Annotated in this window: 20 protein-coding genes; 9 read left to right on the top strand and 11 right to left on the bottom strand. The window is 61.1% G+C overall.

What is annotated here, in order from left to right; translation table 11 throughout:
- Positions 1-87: 87 nt before the first annotated feature.
- From C2L64_RS23805 to C2L64_RS23765, 8 genes are all read right to left on the bottom strand, one after another.
- Positions 88-363, bottom strand: a complete 276-nt coding sequence (locus C2L64_RS23805) for a DUF4148 domain-containing protein (protein WP_007739615.1) — start codon at positions 361-363, stop codon at positions 88-90.
- 828 nt (positions 364-1,191) lie between these two features.
- The gene (locus tag C2L64_RS23795; RefSeq protein ID WP_238554828.1) at positions 1,192-2,346 is read right to left on the bottom strand and encodes a porin; all 1,155 of its coding nucleotides are present in this window, start codon (positions 2,344-2,346) and stop codon (positions 1,192-1,194) included.
- A gap of 235 nt (positions 2,347-2,581) precedes the next feature.
- Positions 2,582-3,577: an ABC transporter permease gene (locus tag C2L64_RS23790; RefSeq protein WP_238554827.1), complete on the bottom strand. Its 996-nt coding sequence runs from the start codon at positions 3,575-3,577 to the stop codon at positions 2,582-2,584.
- Positions 3,578-3,606: 29 nt separating this feature from the next.
- Positions 3,607-6,084, bottom strand: a complete 2,478-nt coding sequence (locus C2L64_RS23785) for an ATP-binding cassette domain-containing protein (protein WP_009769916.1) — start codon at positions 6,082-6,084, stop codon at positions 3,607-3,609.
- An 863-nt stretch (positions 6,085-6,947) separates the two neighbouring features.
- The gene (locus tag C2L64_RS23780) at positions 6,948-8,057 is read right to left on the bottom strand and encodes a Gfo/Idh/MocA family protein (protein ID WP_039902033.1); all 1,110 of its coding nucleotides are present in this window, start codon (positions 8,055-8,057) and stop codon (positions 6,948-6,950) included.
- 201 nt (positions 8,058-8,258) lie between these two features.
- Complete coding sequence (locus C2L64_RS23775) at positions 8,259-9,305, bottom strand: cupin domain-containing protein (RefSeq protein WP_009769914.1); 1,047 nt, start codon at positions 9,303-9,305, stop codon at positions 8,259-8,261.
- A 51-nt stretch (positions 9,306-9,356) separates the two neighbouring features.
- Positions 9,357-10,814 carry an NAD-dependent succinate-semialdehyde dehydrogenase gene (locus tag C2L64_RS23770; protein ID WP_009769913.1) on the bottom strand — a complete coding sequence of 486 codons (1,458 nt, stop codon included), beginning with the start codon at positions 10,812-10,814 and terminating at the stop codon, positions 9,357-9,359.
- Positions 10,815-10,825: 11 nt separating this feature from the next.
- On the bottom strand, positions 10,826-11,584 hold the full coding sequence (locus tag C2L64_RS23765) for an SDR family NAD(P)-dependent oxidoreductase (protein WP_007745635.1): 759 nt from the start codon (positions 11,582-11,584) through the stop codon (positions 10,826-10,828).
- 228 nt (positions 11,585-11,812) lie between these two features.
- Between C2L64_RS23765 and C2L64_RS23760 the strand changes: the two genes are divergently transcribed.
- Positions 11,813-12,544 carry an IclR family transcriptional regulator domain-containing protein gene (locus C2L64_RS23760; RefSeq protein WP_009769912.1) on the top strand — a complete coding sequence of 244 codons (732 nt, stop codon included), beginning with the start codon at positions 11,813-11,815 and terminating at the stop codon, positions 12,542-12,544.
- A gap of 243 nt (positions 12,545-12,787) precedes the next feature.
- On the opposite strand, the gene C2L64_RS23755 is transcribed toward C2L64_RS23760, so the two are convergent.
- Entirely contained in the window at positions 12,788-13,618 is an 831-nt protein-coding gene (locus C2L64_RS23755; protein WP_009769911.1) for an IclR family transcriptional regulator domain-containing protein, read from the bottom strand.
- Positions 13,619-13,740: 122 nt separating this feature from the next.
- On the opposite strand from C2L64_RS23755, the gene C2L64_RS23750 reads away from it, so the two are divergent.
- From C2L64_RS23750 to C2L64_RS23735, 4 genes are read left to right on the top strand one after another with little or no spacing between them, the layout of a single operon-like run.
- Positions 13,741-15,012, top strand: a complete 1,272-nt coding sequence (locus tag C2L64_RS23750; RefSeq protein ID WP_009769910.1) for an aromatic ring-hydroxylating dioxygenase subunit alpha — start codon at positions 13,741-13,743, stop codon at positions 15,010-15,012.
- 2 nt (positions 15,013-15,014) lie between these two features.
- The gene (locus C2L64_RS23745) at positions 15,015-15,485 is read left to right on the top strand and encodes an aromatic-ring-hydroxylating dioxygenase subunit beta (RefSeq protein ID WP_007745631.1); all 471 of its coding nucleotides are present in this window, start codon (positions 15,015-15,017) and stop codon (positions 15,483-15,485) included.
- Positions 15,482-15,658, top strand: coding sequence for a hypothetical protein (locus C2L64_RS23740; protein ID WP_007745630.1), 177 nt, complete (start codon positions 15,482-15,484; stop codon positions 15,656-15,658). Before C2L64_RS23745 ends, C2L64_RS23740 begins: the two co-directional genes overlap by 4 nt.
- A gap of 51 nt (positions 15,659-15,709) precedes the next feature.
- On the top strand, positions 15,710-16,696 hold the full coding sequence (locus C2L64_RS23735; RefSeq protein WP_007745629.1) for a 2Fe-2S iron-sulfur cluster-binding protein: 987 nt from the start codon (positions 15,710-15,712) through the stop codon (positions 16,694-16,696).
- A gap of 45 nt (positions 16,697-16,741) precedes the next feature.
- Here C2L64_RS23735 and C2L64_RS23730 read toward each other — a convergent pair whose 3' ends face one another.
- Entirely contained in the window at positions 16,742-17,281 is a 540-nt protein-coding gene (locus C2L64_RS23730) for a MarR family winged helix-turn-helix transcriptional regulator (RefSeq protein WP_009769909.1), read from the bottom strand.
- Between the two features lie 367 nt (positions 17,282-17,648).
- Here C2L64_RS23730 and C2L64_RS23725 point away from each other — a divergent pair, with 367 nt between their 5' ends.
- Together C2L64_RS23725 and C2L64_RS23720 are read left to right on the top strand one after the other, a co-directional pair.
- Entirely contained in the window at positions 17,649-20,606 is a 2,958-nt protein-coding gene (locus C2L64_RS23725; RefSeq protein WP_039902030.1) for a molybdopterin-dependent oxidoreductase, read from the top strand.
- Positions 20,603-21,448, top strand: a complete 846-nt coding sequence (locus tag C2L64_RS23720) for a 4Fe-4S dicluster domain-containing protein (protein WP_009769907.1) — start codon at positions 20,603-20,605, stop codon at positions 21,446-21,448. The genes C2L64_RS23725 and C2L64_RS23720 overlap by 4 nt, the downstream gene beginning before the upstream one ends.
- Before the next feature lie 387 nt (positions 21,449-21,835).
- Here the strand turns inward: C2L64_RS23720 and C2L64_RS23710 are convergent, their stop codons facing one another.
- Positions 21,836-22,834, bottom strand: coding sequence for an ABC transporter substrate-binding protein (locus tag C2L64_RS23710; RefSeq protein WP_009769906.1), 999 nt, complete (start codon positions 22,832-22,834; stop codon positions 21,836-21,838).
- Positions 22,835-23,291: 457 nt separating this feature from the next.
- On the opposite strand from C2L64_RS23710, the gene C2L64_RS23705 reads away from it, so the two are divergent.
- Both C2L64_RS23705 and C2L64_RS23695 read left to right on the top strand, forming a co-directional pair.
- Positions 23,292-24,434, top strand: a complete 1,143-nt coding sequence (locus C2L64_RS23705; protein WP_238554826.1) for a substrate-binding domain-containing protein — start codon at positions 23,292-23,294, stop codon at positions 24,432-24,434.
- 856 nt (positions 24,435-25,290) lie between these two features.
- Entirely contained in the window at positions 25,291-26,238 is a 948-nt protein-coding gene (locus tag C2L64_RS23695) for a 3-keto-5-aminohexanoate cleavage protein (RefSeq protein WP_009769904.1), read from the top strand.
- Positions 26,239-26,399: the final 161 nt, after the last annotated feature.

Raw genomic sequence — 26,399 nt, 5'->3', positions numbered from 1 at the left:
AGCACAAGCGGCCGAGTTCTCCTACACAGGCAGGAACACTCGGCCGCAAATTACACCACTCCCGGATTGACGCGATAGATCCTGGCCTTACCGGCCGCTCGCTGTTCCGGACGTTCCGTCAACAGCACCACCGTATCCCGAGCCGACTCCCTGGGCTGTAGCATTTTGTGCTGCGACTTTCGCCTGCGCGGCCTGGATGTTTTCGGGGTAGTGAACCCAGTCATGCGGATCGTAGCCAGCTTTCTCCAACTGCGCCAGTTCGGTGCGCACCTGCGCTCGACTTACCTGCTGACTGGACTGCGCGAATGACACGACGGGCGCGACAATAAGGGTAGCCAGAACCATCTTGGTGAAAAACTTCATCAGCACTTACCTCAACGATTTATTAGTGGCGCGCTATAAGGAACCTTCTTCGCCACGAGGTAAGGCAGTCTATAGGGTAAATATCATTAGGGTAAGTACTGGTTCCGCGAACTCTCTGTTGCATTGGCGTCGCCAATCTCGGCAGCCAATCGCTTCTAGAAGATCACTGCGGTCAACTCGATGCAGTTAGTGCAGCGGTTGATGTGGATAAGTCGATAAGCCTCCACGGTATTGAACGGCCTGCATGCATCAATGCGTGCGCCAGCGACCTCCGAGATGCGACGCGTCGCTATGTCGAGACCGATTATGCCGCCCGACAACAGTCGATCGACTGTTCGACGACGATATCCGATTCGCTTTGTCGATCTGCACTAGTGCCGCTTTGCAACGGTATTTTCACGTTTGCAACGCACAGGCGAGCGCGAGCGCTTCCGCCATGGGCGACGAAAGCAATAGCATCAGGAGGTTGCAGATAAAGAAAAGCGGCTCGTGACCGGGCTCGAAGGACATTTCGCGCGCGTGCGCCACATGGTTGCTGGCAGACGCAATAGACGCGACGCACCGCATTGTGAGCGTCACACGTGATATATGACGGGTGTCACATCATGGAAATTGCACTATGCCGAAGCGCCTGTCGTTGGTCCCGTTGCCATCGGCACGTTTCTTACGGAAAGACCGCATTGGGTAGCGGTTTCCGAACCTCACCCGCGCGGATTGATCGCCCGGGAACGCCGCCACATGACAGCTCATGACAGCGTCCCCGAATCGTGACCTCGCGAACGCTGAGCCGGTTGACAGCCGGCCGTGCGTCAAGGTCATCAATTGCACTCAGAAGAAGTGCATGATGCCAAAATAGCCGCCTTGTTGATTGTGGCCAGGCAACGGTTGCGAGTCCGCCGTTTCAACCGGGAATGCCGACGGTTTTCCATTGAACATGGCTCCAACAGTCATGTAGAGAAATGTTCGTTTGGACAGGTTATAGGTGGTGCCGAAGGCAGCAAGATTGCCCGTGCCGCCGCCATGATTTACGTTGCCGTGATACCAGCCCGCCTGCAGTGCGAGAGCGGACGTAGCCTGCCAGGAGGCGCCTAGCCACTCTTGTTGAGCGCGCGTCGCCCCGTAAGGATTAAAGCTATCGGGGACGGTATCCTGGCCTGACGAAACGAGTTGCTGAAAGCCGGTATAGAGCTTCACGGGACCCAACTGGTAAGTGACGCCCGCCATGTATTCACGCGAAGCGGTATAGAGGCCAGAGAATTTTCCGTTGGCATCGCGGAGTTCTTCATACACTCCGTATGCCGCAAAGCTCGCAAGCGTATATTGCGCGCTCACACTGAACTGACGGTTACCCTGAAAGTTGCCAGCCTCGTTGCCGAAACCGTTTTGGACTCTGAACGAGAAGCCAGCCCAATTGGGTGAGTTGTAGGTGATGACGTTCGATCGGGGACCCCACGCGCGCCCAAAGGCAAAGTTGGCGATGCCCGTACCCACCTGTTCGCTCAACGGATCGATATACCAGCCGGTCTCGTCGGTAAGGCTCATGGCCCGTCCGAGCCAGATACTTCCAAAGTTGTCGTAGGACAAGCCAACATACGCGTCGCGCGTAAAAAGCGAATTGGGGAAAATCTCACCCGTGCCGGAAGTGAAGAGGCTTTCGAGTTTGAAGACGGCATGCAGACCTCCTCCGAGGTCTTCGTCGCCTTTCAGGCCGAACCAGCTGTATCCATATTGATTGCTGCCGAACCTGAAATTGTTTTTCGACTGACCATTCGGCGTCGCCACGTTTGTGACGAAATCAAAACCCGCTGCGACGCGTCCATACAGGGTGACGGAGCTCTGCGCATACGAGTTGCAGACACCGCATGCCATCAGCGCTACGCAGGAAATTATCTTTCTCATTTCGTTATCCTTACTATAAAAAAGAGTCTCCAAAAATTGCTTGACGACCTCTGCCGGATCGCTGCAATCGGCTTGCAAAGTCACGTCGGCCGCTCTGATACAACGTTGAACCGGTCGGACGAGTCGTTCCGGGAATCAGCTTCGGTTCGTCTACCGCCAGTCGGAAAGAGGTCACGTCATCCGAGTGCTCGGGATACCGTTCAACGATGCGTCCAGCCGGCTCTCCGCTCCCAGGTTCCCAGCCCGAAACGATCGCCTTTCGAGCCAATACGACAGGTGCCCGAAAGAGAACGGCGCAGATACCCGTTACTACTTTCCACTATGCGTTTTTTCGAAACGTTCTTATCGCCGATGGCAGATGGCGAACGGTGGTTGCAAGCAGAATCGCGCTGGCCTGAACGAGGAGCTGCGCAGCGGGGCCTGCGCCAAGCGCCAGCACGAGCTGACCGAGTTGCGCCATGAACAGTGCGGCCACGGCACTCGCGACGACACTGCCTCTACCGCCCGTGAACGGCGTGCCTCCCACCACCACGGCCGCGACGGCCGGCAGGAGATAGTCGTTACCCGAAGTCTGCGACGCGCTTCCGATGAATCCGGCGAGCAGCACGCCCGCCGCGGAAAAGCACACGGCGGAGGCGAGGTACGCACCAATTCTGTACTTCAGCACGTTGACGCCTGCGGCTTCGGCTGCGCGCGGGTTCACTCCCACAGCGATGAACCTGCGCCCTACCGTGGTCTTGCGGGTAATGATCCACGCTGTCGTCACGAACGCGAACGCGAACCAGACGTTGGCCGGGAGCCCAAGGAACTGCGCGTGCGAGATGGTCTGGATGGTAGTCGGGACGTCAACGGGAACGTTACCGGTCAACGAGCGTGCGCAGCCAATCAGCAGCGCGTTGACGGCAAGCGTCGCCACCAGCGGCGTTATCGCGACCCGTGAGATGAGTGCACCATTGATGATTCCGACAATCCCGCCAACGCAGACGGTAAACATGACGGCAAGGATGACGGAATTGAACGCGAATCCCGTTCTGGCCATGACAATGCCGGCGAGCGAAACCATGCCGATGGCCGACATGTCCAGTCCGCGCTGCTGGATGACCAGCGTTTGGCCCGTCGCGACGATCGCAAGAATGCCGGCAAACGGAAGCATGGCCAGGATCGAGCCTCGCGTCATCGTACCCGGCGCGACGATGGAGCTGCACACGAAGAGCAGGATCAGTCCAACCCAGATCCATGAGAATTCATCAAGCGCGGGTAGCCGTGTCGGCTTTGCGTTTGATTTCGACTTCGAGGGCTCAAGGAATTCCGACATAACTTCCGCCTGATTGTGTATTGCGTTTTTCATTTCGCCACCACCATCTCTCTACTCTTGGAATAGAGCGCGACTGACGTGAGGATCATCCCGCCCAGGAGGTACGACTGCCACGAGTCCCCGATATCGAGAAACGAGGTCACGACATTCACCTGAATGATGAGGAGCGCACCCAGCAGCGACCCGACGAAGGAGCCGCGTCCGCCAAACAGGCTTGCGCCGCCGATCACCACCGCTGCGACGCTTCCGAGCGTGTAGTTGATGCCGGCGTTGGGGTCGCCGGAGCCGACCTGCGCCATCATGGGCACGGCAGCGACGCCCGCAAGGAACGAACACCCCATGTACGCGGCAAGCGATGTCAGTTGCGGGCGGGCGCCCGACATCCGCGCCGCTTCGGCGCGGGAGCCGACGCCGCGCAGCGTGAGACCGGCCCTCGACTTGAACAACGCGATTTCGAGCACCACCGCAATCGCGATTGCCACAATCACGACAATGGGCATGAACCCGATCTGCGCACCGATCGACTCGACGACGGAATCCGCGATCAGGCCACCGGGAACAGGGCGCAGGAGCAGTGACACCGCCTGAAGCGCCATGTATGTCGCGAGCGTCGCCACCATCGGATGCAACCGGAATGGAACGACCAGCATCCAGTTCACGAATCCGACGGCAAGAGCGACGAGCAACACGATCGCCCATCCAGAGAGCTGATGACTCAACGAGGCCCCATCATTCAGGAAGAACGACTGTATGACGACGATCAGCCCCATGAGCGGCCCGACCGAAAGATCGATCCCGCCGACCAGCATGAGCATCTGCTGCCCGTATGCGACGATGGCCAGTGTCGCCACGAGCGCCAGCATGCCGCTGAGGTTTCGCGCAGAAAGGTAGGTCGGATTGACGTGCGCCGCATACATGCCGAGCGCACAGACGGCAACGGCAAGCATCACGAGCGGCGCCCAATCCCCTGCGGCCCACGTCCAGAGCCCGGAGGTCCCGGAAGCGCCCTTCTCCCGCTCGGTCGTTGCCGTCAGGACGGCAGACGTGATGTTGTTCTCACTGACGGCGTCCTCGCCCAAATCCTTGACGACATGGCCGCGCGAGAAGATGAGCACACGGTCACAGAGTCCCGCCACCTCGTGCGCATCCGACGATACGACGATCACAGCCGTGCCTGCGGCTGCCGCCTCGCGAAGCACCTTGTAGATTTCCATCCGTGCGCCGATGTCCACGCCCTGGGTCGGCTCATCGACCAGCAGCACCTTGGGCCGACTGGCGAGGACACTCGCCAGCACGAGCTTCTGCTGGTTACCGCCCGACAGGCTGCGAATAGGCGTGTCGATGGATGGCGTCTTGACAGCGAATCGTGTCACGGCGTCCCTGGCGCGCTTTGCTTCGCTGCGCTGGCTCACCCATCCCTTGATGGAATCGAATAAAAGACTGCGGATCGAAAAATTCTCGCGCACCGACAGATCGCCGAAAATGCCCTCGCGATGACGGTCGCCCGGCAGATAACGGATGCCCGAATCGGCCGCAGCCTGCGAGTTGCGAAGCTTCGCGGGCATGCCGGCCACCGTGACACTGCCGCGGCTTCGCGTCTGTCCCGCGAGGGCCCGCATGAACTCCCGCTGGCCGTTGCCATCGATCCCCGCGAGGCCGACAATCTCGCCTTGCCTGACCTGAACCGATATGTCGGTAAAGCCGGCACCACGCAGCTTCGTCACGTCGAGAATGACGCCTGCGCCGCCATCGTTGCCCTTGGCCGGGAAGTCGCGATCGAGCGCACCGCCAACGATCAGTTCGACGATTTCCTGTTCGCTGAGGCCCGCGGCCTCATACGTGCCTTGGCCCTGACCGTCGCGAAGAACCGTCAGGCGATGCGCAATTCTCTGGACTTCGCGGATCCGGTGCGAGATGTAGACGACCGAACAACCCGAAGCCGTTATCTTGCGGATACGCTCGAACAGACGCTCGACGTCTTCCGTCAACAGGTGTTCGGTCGGTTCGTCGAGGACCAGAACCTTGGGCTTTGCAGCCAGCGCTTTGACGATTTCAACGATGAAGCGCTGCTCGGGGCCCAGGCTCACCACGCGCTCGTTGGCATCGATTGCAACGTCGCCGCTCCATTGCTTCAGGAGCCCTCGCGCCCATTGCGCAACCTCCATCAAGGACGGACGCTGCTCTGCTGGCACGCCGAGATAAAGGTTTTCGGCTACTGTGAGATCGGGCATGAGCGCCGGTTCCTGCCGCACGATAGCCAACCCCAACCGGCGCGCCTGCTCTGTGTCGCCTCGCGTTTGCGTGCCGTCGATCACGACGCGCCCTTTCTCCGGAACGAGGGCGCCGGACGCGACGGCCATGAGCGTGGACTTGCCCGCCCCATTCTCGCCGACGAGACCGTGTACCTCGCCCTCGACCACCGAGAACGTCACGTTGTCGAGCGCCCGCACTCCGGGGAAGATCTTGGTGACACCATCGATCTGCAGCAGTGTTTTCTGGTCATTCATGATTCGTCTCGAACAATTGCTGTGCAAATACTTCCTTGAGCGTGCTGGCAGGAAGCGCGGAAGAGAGATCGTTGCGTGCCGGTCAGCCAGCCCATAAGCGAGTCGAACATATTGATCCTTGATTCCCTTGTTAAATGTTGCCCAACGCATCCACCATTTGCATTGCTATGTTCTACGAACTGTGTGGACCAGATTTACTTCGTGCTTGCAGGGCTTCGGGTGGAGGTGAAGGCAGTGCAATCCAGCAGTCGAATCGAGGGCTATGCCGGCAGGTAACACATCGCCCCGCATTCCTCTGTTTATTGATGAACCAGTACCGACACACAAGAGGAGCCACGGCAGTTGGTCAACGAGGTGGCATCGACATGTGGAGCACCATCCGCGCCCCTGGAATATCATTTCAAGTACGATGATGCTATACGCGATCGATTTACATAGAATGATGTGTTTCGGAATGAACAAAGTCAAGCGTCCTGGGGAATCTCCCTACCCATCCCGCATGGCACACGGATTTCACGTGGGTGTCGTCTCAAAGCGGCGCGACTGCGCACGGCGACGCCGCAACTGACTGGGTGCCGCGTCGTCGCTGCGATCCGTGATTGCGTGGTTATTCTTGAGCGTGATCCAATGCAAAGAAGGACGAGCCCGCCGGCAGCGTTGACTCGCTGATCGACGAGCAGATCGGGGACGATCCGCAAGTCGCAACTGGACACGCTAGCGGGATCAGTGCCCGTCGAACGCCGGGGAGGCGACGTCCGAAACGGCGACAGTGTTCGTGCTGTCGCCGAGGTCGTGTGTATAACTTATGTGAAGCGCGACGGTTCGCCGCGTTGACGACCAACAGCTCACGAGCTGGACGCCGATCAGTCGATTCGCACCCGCGTGCGTGTCTGATCGGACCTCTCGATGGCATCAATCACCTTGTGAAGGGCTACCGCGTCATCGAAATCAGGGGCGGTGCTGGTTCCGTGAATCAGGTCTTCGGCCATCTGCCGATAGATGGCTGCCACATTTCGCGCAAAGCCCGTATCCACGAAATCGAAGTCGTGCGCCTTCGCCACCTCAACCTCGCGATACCCCTGTTCACCCCTTTGGCCAGCTTCCACGCGCAATGGCGTGATGTTGATGACGGGAACCTGGTCATTCTTCGCGGTCATGCGCAGATCGCCAAGCGTTCCGTTGATCTCCCACAGCAGCCGCGTGCCGCGCGGCAGGCCGCCGCGGAGCTCCAGCGACAGCGGTGCGCCCGACTTCAAAACGGCATTGAGCATCACATGATCGTGTGTTTGCATCGGGATCGAGTCGCCCGTCCCGACGATACGCACGGTCTTCCGTCGCTGCGACACCACGCCCTCCACTTCGTCGACGGGGCCGAGCACGCTTTGCACGGCAGCAAGTGCGTGCCCACCAATGATCGACAGCATGGTTGCGCCGTTGCGCGCATCCATAGCGTAGGAGTCGCCACGTGTGACTTCGTCACCCCAGGTGGGACCGCTGCCAAGATAGGTCGACGACAACACGTCTCCCACGTATCCGTTCGCCACCATCTCGCGCACGAGTTCGACCTCGGGCGACGCGGTCGCCTGGGTGCCCACCACCGCCCGGACCTTGCGCTGCCTGGCGAGTTCGGCAAGCTCGATCGCTTCTGCAAGGCCGTTTCCGAGCGGCCATTCGCAGTAGACATGCTTGCCCGCCTCCAATGCCGCAGTGACGACTTCACGATGGTGGGGCACTTTGACCGTCACGGCCACGACGTCGATGTCCGGCGAGGCCACTAGCGCCGCCACGTTCTCGAACGCGCGCGGAATACCAAAGGCAGCAGCGGCCGCCTTTGCGCTCGCGAGACTCGTATTTGCCACGCCAGCCGTCTCGAATACGTCGGACAGCGCACGCAGCGCAGGAATATGAGCTGTCGTACCCCAACCGCGCTCCGTGCTCACTCCCACGACACCCACTCGAAAACGATTTTTCATTGCATCCTCGAAACCATTGAGTCATGTCTATCCAGGCCGCCACCTGTTGCCAGGTGCGGTCCAAAGCGAATCCCGCTCGCGGCACGCCATCCGACCTGACCTGCACGCTGGCGTGGAGCCCGGCAACGCGTTAGCCTCAGCGCATCGCCCGGGCGTCCGGGCTGTTACGGCTCGGGTACATCACGCGTAACGTCACGCCGGTCATTTGCCCACACCCGGATGCGGCCGGTATTGGCCCGTCTCCATCAGCTCCGAAGCGGCAATGGCCTTCGGTGTCCAGCGCAGGGTCGCGCGTGTTTCCAGCAACCAGGCCTGATAGCCCTCGGGAACGTCCTCCGACGGCCCGTGGTGGATGACCCCCTTTGGCACACAGGTCAACGTCCCCGGTTCCGTACACCCGCCCCAGGCGCCCGGACCTCGCACGTAACAGATCACCTCGTCGAAATCGGCATTGATGTGAACGGGTGGTCGCCCACCCGGACGCGCGCTGAGGTTGAACATCAGCAGGTCGCCCGTAGTCGATGACAGAAACTGGCTGGGCGGCCCGCCCTCGGGCAGGTAGGCGTGAACCTGGATACTGGCCAGATTCAGCTTCCACACCGGGACGGACTCCGACAGGCACATGCCGAGTGCGAGGGGGTCATGCGGCATCGTGAAGACCGTGTTCTCGGGGTCGAGGGTCTTCAGCACCAGCCGCGTCGGGCCGCCGGCGGGCATGGCGGCATCGACTTCGGCAAACTTCAGATCCCGCGCAACGTTGAGCATGCCGCTTGGCGCGGGCGGCGCGAGCTTCAGGGCCGAAGGACTCTCGACAATGATGCTTCGCATCGCATCGCCCGTCGGTGCATACCGGTACGCGACGGAGCGGGGAATGCAGACGAAGTCCCCTTCCGTCGCCGTCAGACAGCCCACGTCCGTTTCGAACCTGACCGTGCCTGACTGGATGAAATGGATCTCGTCCGCTTCGACATTGCGCACCACGTACGGCATGGGCTTGCGCCGTCCCGACACATGCAGCTTGACGCCGAGCCTGGAGGTCGCCACGGTGGTCGGAAGGGCCTCGGGGTCGTCCTGATCGTCAGGCGTCAGGCGCTCGAGGACGGCGCGCCGCGGTGCGTGCGGTCCCTGCACGGAAAGATAATCAGGCGCGTAGGTCGCCCGGGTCACCACTGACAGCGCCCCCTGGAATCCGTCACGGCTCCAGAGTTGCACCAGGGGAGGCGCTGCATCATGCGGCTTGTCACTCATTTGTCCACCTCCTTCACTCACAAACACAGCCTCCGTCGCCTCGCCTCGTTGTCAGGGCACCCGACTGGCCTGCGACACAAACTTGGTGACGAGGTAGGCATCGAACGTCTCACTGCCCCCTTCGCTGCCCATACCGCTATCCTTCACTCCACCCAGCGGCGTCTCGGGCAGTGCCAGACCGAAATGGTTGATGCCGACCATTCCGGCCTCGATACGGCCAGCAACGTATTCGGCGGTCGCAATCGAACTGGTGAACACGTACGAGGCCAAGCCATATGGCAGCGCGTTCGCACGCGACAAAGCCTCCTCAGTGCTACTGAATTTCGTTACCGGCACGACGGGTCCGAACGGTTCCTCGACCATCAGGCGTGCGCTATCAGGCACACCGGTGAGGATGGTCGGCGGGAAGAAGTAGCCTGTTTCACCCAGACGGCTTCCACCGCAAACCAGCGATGCGCCACGCTCCTGCGCGTCCGTCACCAACGCCTGCATCGCTTCCACGCGTCGTTCGTGGGCCAGCGGTCCCATCTGGGTCTGGGGATCGAGGCCGTCCCCTACCCGTAGCGGCGCGTATTCGGCAGCGAAGGCATCCACGAACCGCTCATAGGCTTTTTCGTGCACGAAGAACCGGCTCGGCGCCATGCAGACCTGACCGGCATTGCGTATCTTGGTACGCGCCAGATAACGCGCTGCCTCTTCAACTTCGGAATCATCGAACACCAGCACCGGCGAGTGTCCGCCAAGTTCCATCGTCATGCGCTTCATCTGCGCGCTGGCCAGCGACGCCAGCTGTTTGCCGACCGAGATGGAACCCGTGAACGAAATCTTTCGCACCGCCGGCGCGTTGATGAGATGCCTGGAAACCTCGGACGGCACGCCCCAGACGACGTTGAGGCATCCTGCAGGCAAACCCGCATCGTGGAATATGCGCGCCAGCGCCACCACTGCGCTCGGCGACTCCTCCGGGCCCTTGAGTACCACTGTGCAGCCCGCGCCCAGGGCCGCGACCACCTTGCGCAGCGCCAGGTTGAAAGGAAAGTTCCAGGGTGTGAACGCAGCGCAAACACCTATGGGCTCACGGGAGACCGTCTGCTGCACACCCGGCGTGCGCGCCGGGATCACGCGTCCATAAATACGCCGGCACTCCTCCGCATGCCATTCAGCGTGCTCAGCACAGCTTTGTACTTCGTGAATGGCTTCGGCCAACGGCTTGCCCTGGTCGAGCGTAATGTTGCGGGCGATCTGCGGAGCGCGCTCCCGGATCAACGCGGCGACCCGGCGCAGCACCGCTGAGCGTTCGATTGCCGGTGTGCGCCGCCAGACCTGGAATGCATCGGCCGCTGCGCTCACTGCGTCATCCAGATCCTGGGGCGTAGCGTGCGGCAATCGGGCGAACGCCTTGCCAGTCGCGGGGTTGGTCACATCCTGTTCGGGCCGCCCATCGGCCCTCAGAAAACGGCCACCGATGTAGAGGGCGAGTGTTTCGTATCGTGCGGTTGAGGTGTCCATGGCTGCCTGAGTCAGAGGAATACACTACCGCCATCGACGGCGAGGGTTTGGCCGGTGACAAAGCCCGCGCCATCACTGACCAGGTACGCCAGCGCCGCCACGAGGTCGGCTGGCACCTGATCGCGCTGGATACAACGGCCGGTAGTACGCGCGTTTTCGCCAATGCGGTCCTGCAGATCGGTCTGGAGCACACCGTCGCTTAGCGTGAAGCCCGGGGCAATCGCATTGACCGTAATGCTGTCCTTCGCCAGTTCCCGCGCAAGGGAGCGCGTGAAGGCAATGACGGCTCCCTTGCTGGCCACGTAATGCGCCATATTCGGCGGCGCCTTGAATGGCACGGTGGAAGCGATGTTGACGACGCGCCCCCGGCCGCTTTGGCGCAGTTGCGGCAACACGGCTTTGGCACAGTTGAATGGGCCCAGCGTGTTGACTTCCATCACCCGCATCCATTCCTGATTGGTGATCTGCTCAAACGGTTTGAGCGTCAGGGTGGTAAATAGCGCGGCGTTATTGACCAGCCCATCGATACCGCCGAACGCCGAAACTGCTGCGGCCGCCATAGCAGCGACATCCGCCTCGCTGGCGACGTCCGTGCGCACGCCGATGGCTTGATGTCCGGACTCACGAAGCCGTGCCGCGGCCTCTTCGGCGCCGCGCAGGTCGGCGATGACGACACGGTGCCCCAGTTGTGCAAGGTGTTCGCTGAAGGCATAGCCAATACCGCTGGCACCGCCGGTGACAATAAGGCACTTGGGTAATTCAGATTTCATGGTTTCCTTCGCAAATCAACAGACTTCTGATAACAATGAGTGAGCCCGGTTTCACGCAGGAACCGCGGGCGCGTTTGCAGGTATTTCGCTACATAGCCGATCACATGTCAAAGATCCCGGCTACAATTTCCGCATACCGGACGTTTGTACGGAATCCGAATTTCGCGAGGGTTTATGACGTCTCAGGCGAGCGGGAAAGAACCACGGGAAAACGAGCCGGAATACGTGATGGGACTCGAAAAAGGGCTGTCCATCATCGAAGCATTCGGTATGAACAAGGGGCCGTTGACACTGACACAGGCGGCAGAGATAACCGGCCATACCAAGGGCTCGGTACGACGCAGTTTGCTGACGCTATGCAAGCTGGGCTATGCCGCGCAGGATGGCCACAGTTTTGTCCTGGCACCTCGCGCGCTGAGGTTGGGCTACGCGTATGTCGTTTCAGATCCGCTGGCCAAGGTCGCACAACCTATCCTGGAGATCACCAGCGAACGCACGCAAGAGGCTGCCTCGATCGCTGTGCTGGATTCGCAGGACGCAGTCTTCGTCGCGCGCTCATCGCATCGACGCAGCCTATCCAGCGGTTTGGGTGTTGGCTCGCGCTTACCTGCTTACTGCAGTGCGACAGGGCGCGTTCTGCTGTCGAGCCGGCCAGCCGCCGAGGTGAGGTTCATGCTCAACAGAATGGCACGTCCCGCCCTGACGCCTCACACCCGTACTACGACCAGCAGCATCATGAAAGAGATCGAGTTCGTGAGCAAACACGGGTACGCGATCATTGATGAAGAACTGGAGATCGGTATTCGCTCGATCGCCGTTCCGATCTGCAACGCACGTGGCGAAATGGTTGCAGCCATGAGCCTTTCGGTGTCGACAAGCCGCATGACGCGCGAAGGCGTAGTGGAACACCTGCTGCCAGAGCTTGAATTCGCACGCCGCCACTTTGCCGCTCTGTTGTAGCGGTCCTCCTCTCTCGCGAGACCGAAGTTTTCAATAGCCGGCGGCGCACACAGGCGCGTCTGGACCACCCATCACTTATCGCCGTTGCACCGCGGCCCTATCCGGTCGGGCTAACTGCCTGGCAGGTCGCCACCGCGCTCGTTCCGCCTGGCACCAATGCATCTCAGTGCCGTGCACCCTATGTCAGGAAACGCCGCTAGTCGGGCGCACACCTCGCGGCCGGATGCGCGGATACCAGTTGGCCTATAGCGAGCGTTGCACGCGCCCGGCCGTTTCACGCAGCGTTGGCAGAAAGTTTTCTCGCAACGTTTCGATGCTCACGCGCCCTGAAAATACGCTCACGCTCAGCGCCGCCACGATCTCCCCGGCGCTGTTTCTCACCGGCACCGCCATCGCCGACATGCCGATTTCCAGCTCCTCGTCGCTGATCGCGTAGCCGTCCTCTGCCGCGCGCCGGATCGCCTTCAGCACGCCGTCGAGATTTGCCACGGTGCGATCGGTGAACCGCTTCATGGGGACGCTTTCGAGGTGCGCGCGCACCTGCTGTTCAGGCAGGCCGCCTAGCAGCACGCGTCCCGTGGCCGAGCAATAGGCGGGCAGGCGGCCACCGAGCTTCACGCCCGTCGACACGATACGGACCGCCTCGGCGCGTGCGATGAACACCGCATAACCCTCGTCCAGCACGGCCAGCGAGATGGACTCCTGCAGCGTGTCGCGCGCACTCGCCAGCAGCGGCTGCGCAATCTGCGGCAGCGACGACGTGCTGAGGTAAGCACCGCCCAGCCGCAGCATACGCGGCAACGGCGTGAAGAACTTACCGTCGTGCGCGAGATAGCCAAGCTCGACGAGCGTCAGCAGGCAGCGCCGCGCCGCGGGGCGGCTCAGGTCAGCCAGATGCGCCGCATCCGAGACGGTCATGCGCGTGGTGTTCGCGCCGAACGCCTCGATGATCGCCAGGCCCTTGGCGAGCCCCGCCATGCCTTCCTTTGCGCGGGCATGGCTTGCCCCGGCATCGTCCTCGACGGGCGACGACGTGCGGTCCTCCGTATTGACAGGACTTTTGGTGGGTGTCATATTGGTTCTCATATCGAACAATGTACGATATTCGAACACACCTCGGCAGGCTTGTCAACGACAGTCCCGCCTCGGTCCCCGGCAATCGGCATCTGGCAAATGCCTGCTACGGAGTCAGCACCTTGAACATCATCCCCATCCAGCCGGCGCGCCGCGCCAGCATCGAGTGGCCCGCCGAGGGCGTTACGCGCGTGCCCTATGCGCTGTTTCAGAGCGACGAAGTCTATGCGGACGAGCAGCAAGCGATCTTTCGTGGTCCGAACTGGAGCTATCTGTGCCTCGAAGCCGAAGTGCCGAATCCGGGCGACTTCCGCAGCACGTTCGTCGGCGATGCGCCCGTGGTGGTCACGCGTGACGCGGACGGCGAACTCTATGCATTCGAAAACCGCTGCGCGCATCGTGGCGCGATGGTTTGCCTGGAAGACGAAGGCAACGCGAAGGACTTCAGCTGCGTCTACCACGCCTGGACCTACAACCTGCAAGGCGATCTGCTCGGCGTCGCGTTCCAGGATGGCATCAACGGCCAGGGCGGCATGAAAGAAGGCTTCTGCCTTGGCGATCACGGCTTGCGCAAGCTGCGCGTGGCGACGATGCACGGTCTCGTGTTCGGCAGTTTCTCCGACGACGTGCCGCCGCTCGACGAATACCTCGGCGAGGAGATCGTCGAACGCGTCGCGCGCGTGCTCGAAAACCGCACGCCCGTCGTGCTCGGCCGCTTCACGCAGATGCTGCCGAACAACTGGAAGCTTTATTTCGAGAACGTCAAGGATTCCTATCACGCCAGCATCCTGCATCTGTTCTTCACGACCTTCCAGCTGAACAAGCTGTCGCAGCGCGGCGGCATCATCGTCGACCCCAGCGGCGGGCATCACGTCAGCTATTCAGCCGTCGATCACGCGGCTGAAGCGGCGACGCAGGCAGCCACAAACGACTACGCGGGTCAGAACATCCGCTCGGAGAGCGGCCACCAACTCGAAGATACGTCGGTGCTCGCGGGCACCGACGAGTTTGGCGACGGCATCACGCTGCAGATTCTTTCGGTGTTTCCGGGCTTCGTGCTGCAGCAGATCCAGAACGCCATCGCGGTGCGCCAGATCCTGCCGCGCGGCGCGCGTCAGACCGAACTGAACTGGATCTATCTCGGCTTCGAAGAGGATACGCCCGAGTTGCAGGAAATGCGTCTGCGTCAGGCGAATCTCGTGGGGCCGGCCGGCTATGTCTCGATGGAAGACGGCTGCGTGGGCGGCTTCGTGCAGCGCGGCATCGACGGGGCAAGCGACGCACGCTCGGTGATCGAGATGGGCGGCGACGGCACGACCAGCAGCGCCAGCCGCGTGACGGAAGCCTCGATTCGCGGCTTCTGGAAGGCCTACCGCAACGCAATGGGATATTGACGATGACGCAGGACATCCATCAACTGATCGCCCGCGCGCAGGCCGAATACGTGCGCTGCATCGACGACGGCGATCTCGGGCAGTGGCCCGGCTTTTTCACCACGTCATGCGTGTACCGGGTCACGACCGCCGACAACCATCGCCGCGGCCTCGTGGGCAGCATGATCTACGCGGCCTCGCACGGGATGCTGGTCGACCGGGTCGCGTCGCTGCGCGACGCCAATATCTATGAACGGCACGCCTACCGCCATGTGCTCGGTCAGCCGTACGTGATCAGCGACGACGGCGCCGAGACGCGCAGCGAAACCTCGTTCATGGTCGCGCGCATCATGCGCGACGGGACCACCGACCTGTTCGCGACGGGCCGCTATTGCGACGTGTATGTGCGCGACGAGGCGGGCGTGCGGTTGCGCGAGCGCGTCGTCGTGTGCGACAGCTCCCGTATCGACACACTGCTCGCGTTGCCGTTATGACGCCCGTGAACTTGCCCGGAGGGGCGCGCGCGATGGAGCTGGGCGTGATCTATTCGAGCGCCGGTCACGGCTGCGGTTTCGGCACCACGGGCGAATGGCGCTCGAACCCGGCGCCACTGCCCGGCATGCGCGGCCTCGTCACGACGGGCACGATGCTGGCGCCTGCCGGCTGATCCGCCCCGAACTTCGCCCAACACCGGCTGACAACGCATCGAGGTCATATCATGGATTTTCGTATTTCCGTCGCTGACAGCGACATCACCTTCCCGTGCGAGGCCGGCGAAACCGTGCTCGACGCGGCCGAACGCGCCGGCTATGCGGTGCCGTACTCGTGCCGCAAGGGCGTCTGCGCGTCCTGCGAAGGACGTCTCGTGGCAGGCGGGGGACGTTCGCAGGTGCAGGGCGCCGTGGTGGGCCCGGCCGAGCGCACGCTGCTGTGCTGCCTGCGCCCCGACACGGACCTGACGATCGCGCCGCGTCGCATCGAGAAGCGCGACCCCGTCGCGCGCAAAACACTCGATGCTTCCGTGTACCGCATCACTCAGCCGGCCGCCGACGTCAGCATCCTGCAGTTGCGGCTGCCCGCGGGCGTGCGTGCGAAGTTCGGTGCCGGCCAGTATCTGCAGATCGAGCTGGAGGACGGTACGCGGCGCAACTATTCGATGGCGAATGCGCCGCACGAAAGCGACAGCGTGCAGCTGCACGTGCGCCATGTGCCCGGCGGCCGGTTCTCCGAAGGCGTGCTGGGCCGCATCGCGAAAGGCGACAGGCTGCGCATCGAGTTACCGTTCGGCGAGTTCACGCTGCGCGAAGGGTCGGACAGGCCCGCCGTGTTGCTCGCGACAGGCACGGGGTTCGCGCCGGTGAAGTCGATCGTCGAGGACGCCATCAAGCGCAGGCTCGAACGGCCGCTGCATCTGTACTGGGGCGCGCGCCGCGCCGAAGACCTCTATCTCGCGGCACTCGCGCAGAAATGGCACGACAGTGGCCGCGTAAAGTTCGTGCCGGTGCTGTCCGAAGCCGACGAGGCGTGGACGGGCCGGCGCGGCTTCGTTCACGAGGCGGTGCTCGAAGACTTCGGCTCGCTCGCGGGATACGAAGTGTACGCATGCGGCAATCCGTCGATGACGAGCGCCGCGCACAACACCTTCGTGAAGGCCGGTTTGCCCGAAGACGACTTCTTCAGCGACGCGTTCGTCCATACCGGCTGATGCGCCTGAATCCGTGTCCGCCAGCGCCTGACGTTTTCGAAGCCGTCAATCCAAGGTCGTATCGTCCTGGGACATCCGGATCAGATTTTTCTCGATCTGGTGCGCGACCTTCCAGAACACCTGCATGTCCCGCGGAGAAATTCCGTCGAGCGAGGCCGAAAACATCTCCGAGAGCTGCGGCAACATGTCGTCGACCAGGCGCCTTCCCTCGTCCTTAAGACTGACGTAATACTTTCTCCTGTCTTTAGGATCTCGAATTCTTTGTACCAGCCCGCGTTTTTCCAGGTTGTCGAGTGCCGGCACTGCGGTCGTCGAGGCAATCCCCACTCGCTTACTTAATTCGAGCTGATTCAACTCGCCCCGCTCGGCGAGTACGCGCAGGTAGTACCAATACGCAATGGCAAGGTTTTCTCTATCGAGAATTTTCTGGCCCTGTGCATCATAGAGCCGGCGTACCGTTTTGGCCATCCACGGCACCGTTCGGCCACGCTCATCAAAAAGTTCGGGCGACAGCTTCGCGGCCGCCTCGCCTGGCGGCTCGCGATCCGAAGTTGCCTTGGCGACACCGGGATTCGACTTGGGCATTTCCTCATTCCTTTATCTATGGGCGCACGGGGAGATTTCCGGGCCACGAACAGCCGGTACTCAGGGCACCCCATCATGCAGGCGCTTGACATTATTTATACCAAACAATATCATTCGATATCGATTTATTTTTTGTGGAATCATTTCTACACAAATGATACGTTGTGGGTAAGATCATACAACGTGATCGACCACTGCGTCGCGCCCCTCCGCAGAATCGGTCAGGGCGCAATTCAGAACCACCGGGATCGATGTCCCGGATCGTTCCGGAAACACGGAGACACAGGTAGCCGGCTGATCGGCCGATGCCTGACCGGCAGTCGCAGGGTCCAATCAAAGCGCAGTTCTGCTCAGGGACGACATTCTCATGCAGCGAAAAATCCTCGTACTTATCCTCTGGCTCATGCCGACCGTGCTGCGTATTGCAGCACGCAAGTTCCCGGCCATGCGCGCGCATCTCGCCACAGGGAGTGGAGTCATCCAGTTGCGTCTCAGAGACAACACCCTCTCGAGACAACTCCATTTCGGAAACGGAACTGTGTCGGGGAGCTGGGGTGTGAATCCCAAACCCGACGCCGAGCTTGTCTTCATGGACGTGGCGACCGCCCGCAAGATGCTCGCGCCGAACACCGATCATGCGTTCCTGATCGACGCGCTCAAGAACTTCAAGATCACGCAGGGAGGAAGCGACCCGAAGCTCGTGTGGTTCGGCCAGCTCGTCAACACGATGAAGACGGCTGCGTGGCGCAAGGGCACGCCGATGAAGGACGGAACCACGCGTTACGTCACGCTCACCAATGGCGGACCCGTGTTCGTCTTCGTCAAGGACGACAAGATCGTCCGCACCACGCCCATCGATCTCGAAGAGGACGACGGGCCGAGCTGGAGTATCACGGCGAGAGGTCGCCGGTTTTCACCGGCGCGGCGCGCGACGGTCAGTCCGCACGCGCTCTCCCTCAAATCGCTCGTGTACTCCGAGAAGCGCCTCCTCTATCCGATGAAGCGCGTCGACTTTGATCCCAATGGCGAACGCAATGTTCAGAATCGCGGGATCTCGGGCTATGAACGCATCAGCTGGGACGAAGCGCTCGATATCGTCGCTGGAGAAATCCGCCGGATGAAGCAGGACTACGGCCCCGGGGCCGTCGCCATCGTCACGGGCGCGCATCACCAGTGGGGGAACATCAACTACTACCTGAGCGCGCTGCTGCGCTTCGGCAACCTGATTGGACACACCCGCGTCGAACCAAGTCCGATCAGCTGGGAAGGATGGTACTGGGGGGCGATGCATCACTACGGCAATAGCCTGCGGCTGGGCACGCCGAGCTTTTACGGCACGACCGAGGACTGCCTTCAGCATGCCGAGGTGATCGTGTTCTGGTCGAGCGATCCCGAATCGACCAGTGGTGTCTATGGCGGATTCGAAGGCACCGAGCGCCGGCTGTGGGCCAAGCAGCTCGGCATCGAGTTCGTGCATATCGATCCCTATCTGACGCACTCCGCTCAGTTCCTGGGCGGGAAATGGCTGCCGATCAAGCCGGGTACCGACTCGGCGCTCGCGATCGCGATCATGCATGAATGGATGACCAGCGGCAGCTACGATAAGGAATACGTGGAATCGAAGACGACCGGCTTCGACGAATGGCGTGCCTACGTTCTCGGCAAAGAGGACGGCGTACCGAAGACGCCGGAGTGGCAAGAGGCCGAAACCGGTGTGCCCGCCAAGGATGTCCGCAGTCTCGCGCAGTTGTGGGCGTCGAAGAAGACGTATCTCGCGGCCGGCGGCCTGGGCGCAGGCTTCGGTGGCGCATGCCGCACCGAGACGGGTGCTCAATGGGCGCGAAGCGTCGTCATGATGATGGCGATGCAGGGATGGGGAAAACCGGGAATTAACTTCGGCAATTTGCAGATCGGCGCGCCGCAGGACCTCAATTTTTACTTTCCTGGCTACGCCGAGGGCGGAATTTCCGGTGATCTGAACAACACGGCGAGCGCGGCCAATAACTACTGCCGCATGCCTCACATTATCACGATCAACCCGGTGAAGCAGGCCGTCCCCCGGCAACGGCTTGCCGAAGCCATCGTGGAGGGACACGCGCAAGGCTACGCGTGGGACGGCTTCTCGACCGAGGGGCAATTTGCCGAATACTCGTATCCGAGGCCGGGCCTTTCCCGCATCCACATGCTGTACCGCTACGGCTCGTCATCGTTCGGCACGACGCCGGGATCGAACAGGCTCGTTGAAGCGTATCGTCATTCATCGCTCGAATTTATCGTCAACCAGTCGATCTGGATGGAGAACGAGGCCCAGTTCGCAGACATTATTCTGCCTGCGTGCACCGCGCTCGAACGTGACGACATCTCCGAATGGGCGAATTGTGGTGGCTACATCCAGCATGCGCAGACCCAGCTCAATCACCGTGTGGTGACCATGCAGCACAAATGCATCGAGCCCCTCGGCGAATCGAAGTCGGACTATCAGATCTTTCTGGATATCATGCTCAGGCTTGGATACGGCGGGATGTACTCGGAAGGCGGGTGCTCCGAATTGGCCTGGTGCGAGCGGATGTTCAATTCTACCGACTTGCCCAGGCAGACCACCTGGAAGAAGTTCCTGAAAAAGGGCTATCACGTCGTGCCTCCACCGAAGGACGACGACCAGCCGTCTGTCGACATGCGCTGGTTTGCGGAAGGCCGTCCGAAGGATCTGCCGGAACCGAATCCGCTACCCGGCACGTATTCGCTCGGCTTCGGCGAGGGGCTGCCCACGCAGTCGGGCAAGTTCGAGTTCGTGCCGTCGAGCCTGCGTCGTATCGAACAGCTTGATCCTGCGAGGCCGGCCGTCAACCGCTACATGAACCGCGCTAGCGCCGCGAAACAACCGTTTCCGCTGCAACTCGTGACCAACCATCCCGTCTACAGCTTCCATACGCATGCGGATGGGAAGAACAGTCACGTCAGCACGATCGACGAACATCGGATGGAGGTCGACGGGTATCGATACTGGGTGCTGCGATTGAACTCCAAAGATGCGCAGACTCGAGGCCTGCAGCGTGGCGATCTGGTTCGGGTCTACAACGCGCAGGCGTCAGTCATCTGTGCGGTGGACGTTTCTCAGCTCGTCAAGGCGGGCGTGACACGCGGCAACGAGTCGTGTGCCGAGCTCGACCTGATCGAGACGTCGATGGGCCTGGTCGATCGGGGAGGTTGTCTCAATCTTCTGACGCCAGGTGGAAAAATGAGTCCGACCGCGGACGGGATCATGCCCAACACTTGCTGGGTGGAGGTGGAAAAATGGGACTCAAATCTCGAGAAGGCAGCGTGAGCGGCTGGGCGCTGGTCGTTGATGTTTCACTCTGCATCAATTGCAGAAACTGCGTCCTCGCGACCAAGGACGAGTACAGCGGCAACGCCTTTCCGGGTTATTCCGCGCCTCATCCGCCGGAAGGCCTGGAAACGATCCGGATCGAACGTCACGTTCGCGGAGAGGGTTCGCTCGTCGATGTCACCTATATCCCGAAGACCTGCAATCACTGTGACAACGCACCCTGCGTCAAAGCGGCATCGGACGGCGCGATCTACAAGCGTCCGGACGGCGTCGTCGTGATCGACCCGGTCAAGTCGCATGGCCGGCGCGATCTGGTCCGGTCATGCCCTTACGGCATGATCGAATGGAATGAACAGGAACAGGTGCCACAGAACTGGAACTTCGACGCTCACCTGCTCGACGCCGGCTGGAAAGAGCCGCGCTGCACACAAGCCTGCCCCACCAAGGCGATCCGTGCGTTGAACGTCGCGGACGCCCAATTGGCGGAAATAGTCGAGAAAGAGCACCTGTCAGTCATGCGCCCCGAACTCGGCACCAGGCCGCGCGTCTTCTACAAGAATCTGGACGATGCACTCAGTCATCTGGTGGCAGGCAACGTCTGCGAAGACGTGGGTGGTGGTCAACTGCGCAATCTGGCGGGCGCCGAAGTTGTCCTGCGTGACGCCTCCGATGGACGCGAATCCACGACAAGGACCGACCATTTCGGCGACTTCCGATTCTCAGGGCTGACCGCGCCCTCCTCGCGTATCGAGGTGCGGGTGCGAAAGGACGGAACGGAAAAGGTGCTGGCTTCGAGAGACCGCACGGGAAGCGTCAACCTCGGCACGCTAGTCTATTGAAATCAGGGGCTCTGGAGTGAGCGCGAAACACGGGACATACACGATGAAGACCGCTACCCGAGCTGCCCGGTGGCATGTTCGGTCGCGCCCATGCGCCGCTTGAATTCGATGGTCGCCAGCCTGGCTCTCATTTCAAGGATCTGAGTCCACAGCTACCGGCGTTCGCGCCGTTCGGCGGCCAGATGCTTGACCTGGCCGCCCTCCTTCACTTTCTGTCCTTCACCCGGTCCTCACGCTCGTTCGCTGGCTCGCGGTCACGCTGCGCTGACGGCTAGCCGGCGCAGCTCGAGACGGGCTTCCGTGCCTTGTACGGATCGGGGACAAGAACGACGTACCGGGGCAGGCGCGCCTCGCGACGCGCTGCCCCGAATGAGTCAGGTATACGAATCAGATCTTGAAGCTTTCCAGGCTCGCAGGGTGAAACAGCTCATGCGGCTTCAATCGGCGGCTGGAAAGCCCCTCCGCATAATGCTGGGCAAGGAAGCGATCGATAGTCCGCTCGTTTTCGGCAAAGCCGTACGACCAGAAATCGAAGCCCATCAGCTTGCGCGCCGCCCGCAACTGGTCTTCGACGAACGGCAAGGTCACTTTGGTCGCCCCGGTCTCACTGAGCCGCGTGAGCGCGAGGGTCTTCGATTTCTCGAATGCCTTCACGAGCGCGCCCGGCAGCCACGGATGCTGTTCGGCGAGCGTCTTTCTGACACCGAGCGTATGCATGATCGGAAACAGCTTTGTGCGCGCATACCAGTCGGCCGCAGTCTTGTGGGGATCGTCGAAGAGATATCGAACCTGCGGATGACCCTCGTCAAAGCAGGAAGGCGCACGCGGACCGATAACGGCGTCGATCTTCCCCGCCGCCAGAAGTCCGGAGATAGTTTCGCCTTCGGGAGCGTCTTCAAGCTTGATGTCACCGGGCAAGTTCAGCGCGATCTTTTCGACTCTGGACGGATCTTCGTAGCCACCGCGCACCCAGGTCACGTCCGATGCCTTGACGCCATACTCCTCCTCAAGAAGGAGACGGACCCAGACGTTGGCGGTGAGCTGGTACTCGGGCACCCCGATGCGCTTTCCCTTCAGATCTTCAGGCTTCTCGATCCCACGGTCTGCGCGCACGTAGATCGACGTATGACGGAACGCCCGCGACGGAAAGACAGGCACGGCGATATAGGACGACTCGCCCGCAGCCGTCTTGACCGAGTAGCTACTGAGCGAGAGCTCGCAGATGTCGTAGTCGGCGTGCCGAAACGCGCGAAAGAAGATCTCCTCGGGCTCCTGAAGCAGGAAGACGGGATCTACGCCTTCGATCTGAACGTCCCCATCGATGAGCGGCCGCATGCGGTCATAGTTGCCAACGGCGATAGACAGCCGAAGCTTTTGATTTCCCATTACCTCTTCTCCTTGTTGCGAAACAGTCGAAACGAAAGCGTCAGCACGGTGCCAGCCACGCGGGCCGATAGGCCGGTCAGATCGCCATCACTTGATTCTATATCGCATGATCCTACAAAGCATTAATCGTGTCAAAAATCGTGGAAGATCATTGCCGGGTCTTGTTTTCATCCTATGGATAGCACTCGCGTTCTTGCGCACCCTTGCCAGGGACTTTCCCCAGGGTGCTTGACTTAATTCATCCCAAAACACATTATTCGATATAAATCTATCTTACACAGCATCGCTTCTATTAGGATCACGTATCACTTTCGCCATAGGAAAGTTTCATTTTCCTGTTCGTCCCATTTGCATGACTCATCCATCACCCACGGCGAGGATCACCATGTTCTTCAAGCGTCGCGTATCACAAGCTGCAGTACAAAAACTGCAAAGTCCGATCGATGTGCACGACTCTATGGCCGCTCATCAACGCGGCATCAAGAGCCGCCGCGATCTCCGATACTGGCTAGAGAAGCTGCTCGTCCCGACTACGCAAATAAGCGCCGGCCTGATCCTTTCCACGGGTTTGATCTGTACCGCCGCCCACGCGGCGGAAGATTCCATCACGAACCATCAAGGCGACATCACGCCGATGTGCGGCACGAAGCCGATGATCGTTGGCGTGTCGGACGGTTATGGCGGCAATACGTGGCGCAAGACCGGCCTCGCGGAAGTCAAGGACGAGCTCAGCCGGTGCAAGAACGTCACGCGGATCATCTATAGCAACGCCAACGGCGATGCGCAGAAGGCAAACTCCGACATCAACAGCATGGTGGCGCAGGGCATCAACGTCCTCATTCTGCTTCCCGATTTCGGTGCGGTGCAGCTTCCCGCAATGCGGGCGGCCATGAAGGCGGGCGTCGCTGTCGTCCCGTACTCGGCTCAGGTCGCTGGCACACCTGGCCGTGACTACGTGGTCAACGTGGTGGGCAATACGCAGCAGATCGGTGTCATGTGGGCTGACTGGCTCGGAAGCACACTCAAGAACGGAAACGTCGTGTTCATGGGTGGCTCGCCCGGCGCGACCACCTCCAAAAACTTCATGGACGGTCTGAGAAGCGGACTCAAGAAATACCCGGGTCTGAAGTTGCTCAACGAGCAGTACATCGTGACGAACTGGAATCCCGTCGACGCCCAGAAAGCCACGGTCGGTCTCATCGCGCAGTATCCAAAGATCGATGCCATCGTGACGGATGGTGGCGAAACCGCGCTGGCCGCTGTAAAAGCATTCGAACAGGCTCACCTTCCAGTCCCCGCCATCGCGACGATCGCAAGCGACAACCAGGTGAATTGCCATTTTGTCGCGGCGAAGCAGGCGGGCAAGCCCTATCCCTATTACACACTCGACGGCACGACGACGTACGTGCGCTTTGCGGTACGCCAGGGCGTCGCTGCCTACCAGGGAACCGTCAACAAGGAATCCCCTTCGATCCTTCCGTTCCCGTATGCGGATAGCGCGAAGGGGCTCGACCCGAAGTGCGACCCCACGGCACCACCCGATGCCGACCTCACCTCCGCGCTCCCGCCGGAGAAACTGAAGGCCGTGTTCGAACGTTGATAGCTGATGAGCTTGGCGATCTGCAAGGACAGAGTACCTACGACATCGAAGGGCTTTGCGAGCGGCAGATCGTCGAACTCATTGCGAGCGGAGTGCTCGATCGGGCGCTCCCTTCAAATGCCACACGTGGCTCCGGCAATACGGTCCTCGACTTCACCCGGACGACCGCGTCGGGCGCAAATTGGTTGGGGTGGGCATCAATTCACGCGCGGCTGAAGCCCTCGGGGTAGGTCTGCTGCCGAACAGGACCGGCGCTTACGTCGCCGGGGCAACCGTCGTGGGCGCCACGCCGCTCCCGGCGGCGAACGAAGGGTCATCGCGGCACTGCTCATGGCCCAACCAGGGCAACTGGTCCTCGCGCTTGACGCGGGCGATCGGTCCGAGTGCTCGAGCAGGAGTTTGCCATTCTGCTTGCGACGCTCATCCACCATCTGCAGACACCACTGCGGACCTTTCGCACACTCAAGCAGTCAGCGAAGCCTGAAGCGCGCGCATGTCGCGCTGCATCGGCCTCTCATGGTTGGCCGTTCATCGCCGCGTCACGAGCGCTTCAAGGTGATCCGGTGCATTGCTCAACATTCCGGGACAAATGGTCACTGACGGGCGGCAAAGGACGATTGCCCACCCGTCCTTGATCAGGATATTCCCTGGGTTCCTTGACTTATATCGTTCTATCTCGCATGATTCTTCATGAATCGATTGTTTGCGGAACCATCTTATTACAAACGATTTAATTGCGAGAAGGGCCCGGCTCTGCAGCCTCTCCGGCGTGAGTTGCCAGACCCTCTCCAATCTGATTGCCGTGGGTTCGGAGGGTTTGCGAACCTAAATTCACTACCTGTGTCGAGGGATCATCATGATCGAAAAACTGCCACTCTGGGAAGCCGCCAAACGCGAATTGGAGGAGTACCAGTTCATCGCAGGGGCCGAGTTGCAGCCCAAGTGGGACGTGTCGGAGAAGGTCGCAATCAACGCCGCGGTCTCGGGCCGCTTTGAAGACACGTCGTCGTTCCAGGCGTACGTGGATGAAGCGACCAGCGTGATCGAGGCCGGCGCTTGCGGCGTTCACATCGACTTCTCGTTCATGACCGACGCACAGGGGCGCCGCATGGATCGCGACATCCTGCCCGTCGAGGCCTACAAGCAGGTTATCGAGCCGCTGCGCGCCCGCTTCGGCAACGATTTCGTGCCGAACGTGAACGTGCTGAACGGCACGACGTTCGATATGTGCCTGAGTCCCGCTCGCGAAGGCCTGACTGAAGTCGCGCCCTGCGCGCCGGGCCATCCTGAGGCCTTTGCGTTGCCGGCCGTCACGACGCTCGAGGAACTGGGCGTCAAGCCCGAACTGGCGGTCCACAGCTCCGGCGAAATCGAGCTTGCCAAGCGCAAGCTGATCGATACCGGCATCCTCAAGAAGCCGTACAACTGGCTGATCCTCTACGGCCTGCCGTTCAACGTCGGCCGCACGCTGGTGTCGGGCACCTGGGTGAGCGACGCCCAGGACATGACGCAACACATGTTCCTGATGGTCGACCAGATTCGCAAGATCGATCCGACCTCGGTCATCAGCGTCTGCGCAGCGGGCCGCGCGTCGCTCTATATGACCACCCTCGCCACCATGATGGGTCTGCATATCCGCGTCGGCACGGAAGACACGCCGTGGAAGTATCCGAACAGCGACGAGCGCCTCCAGAGCAATCTCGAGATGTTCCAGATGGCGAAGGACATCGCCGGTCTGCTCGGCCGCAAGCCGGCAACGGCGAATGAGTACCGGCAACTGATCGGCAAGCCGGTCCGAACTTAAAAGGATTGCGCGGCCATGACCGCGCAAGCGGACAGCGGGGCAGGCACGACGTGAGTGAGCGACGGATGCGAAGATCAACGCAGCCGAACCCTGCTCCGCATGGCCGAAACCGCTGTACCGCGTTGCATACGGGGCGACGTCCTCGTGCCTAACGAAGGAGG

The sequence above is a fragment of the Paraburkholderia hospita genome (assembly GCF_002902965.1).
In the GTDB taxonomy this organism is placed as follows: Bacteria; Pseudomonadota; Gammaproteobacteria; order Burkholderiales; family Burkholderiaceae; genus Paraburkholderia; species Paraburkholderia hospita.
This window is presented reverse-complemented; position numbering and strand designations above follow the sequence as displayed.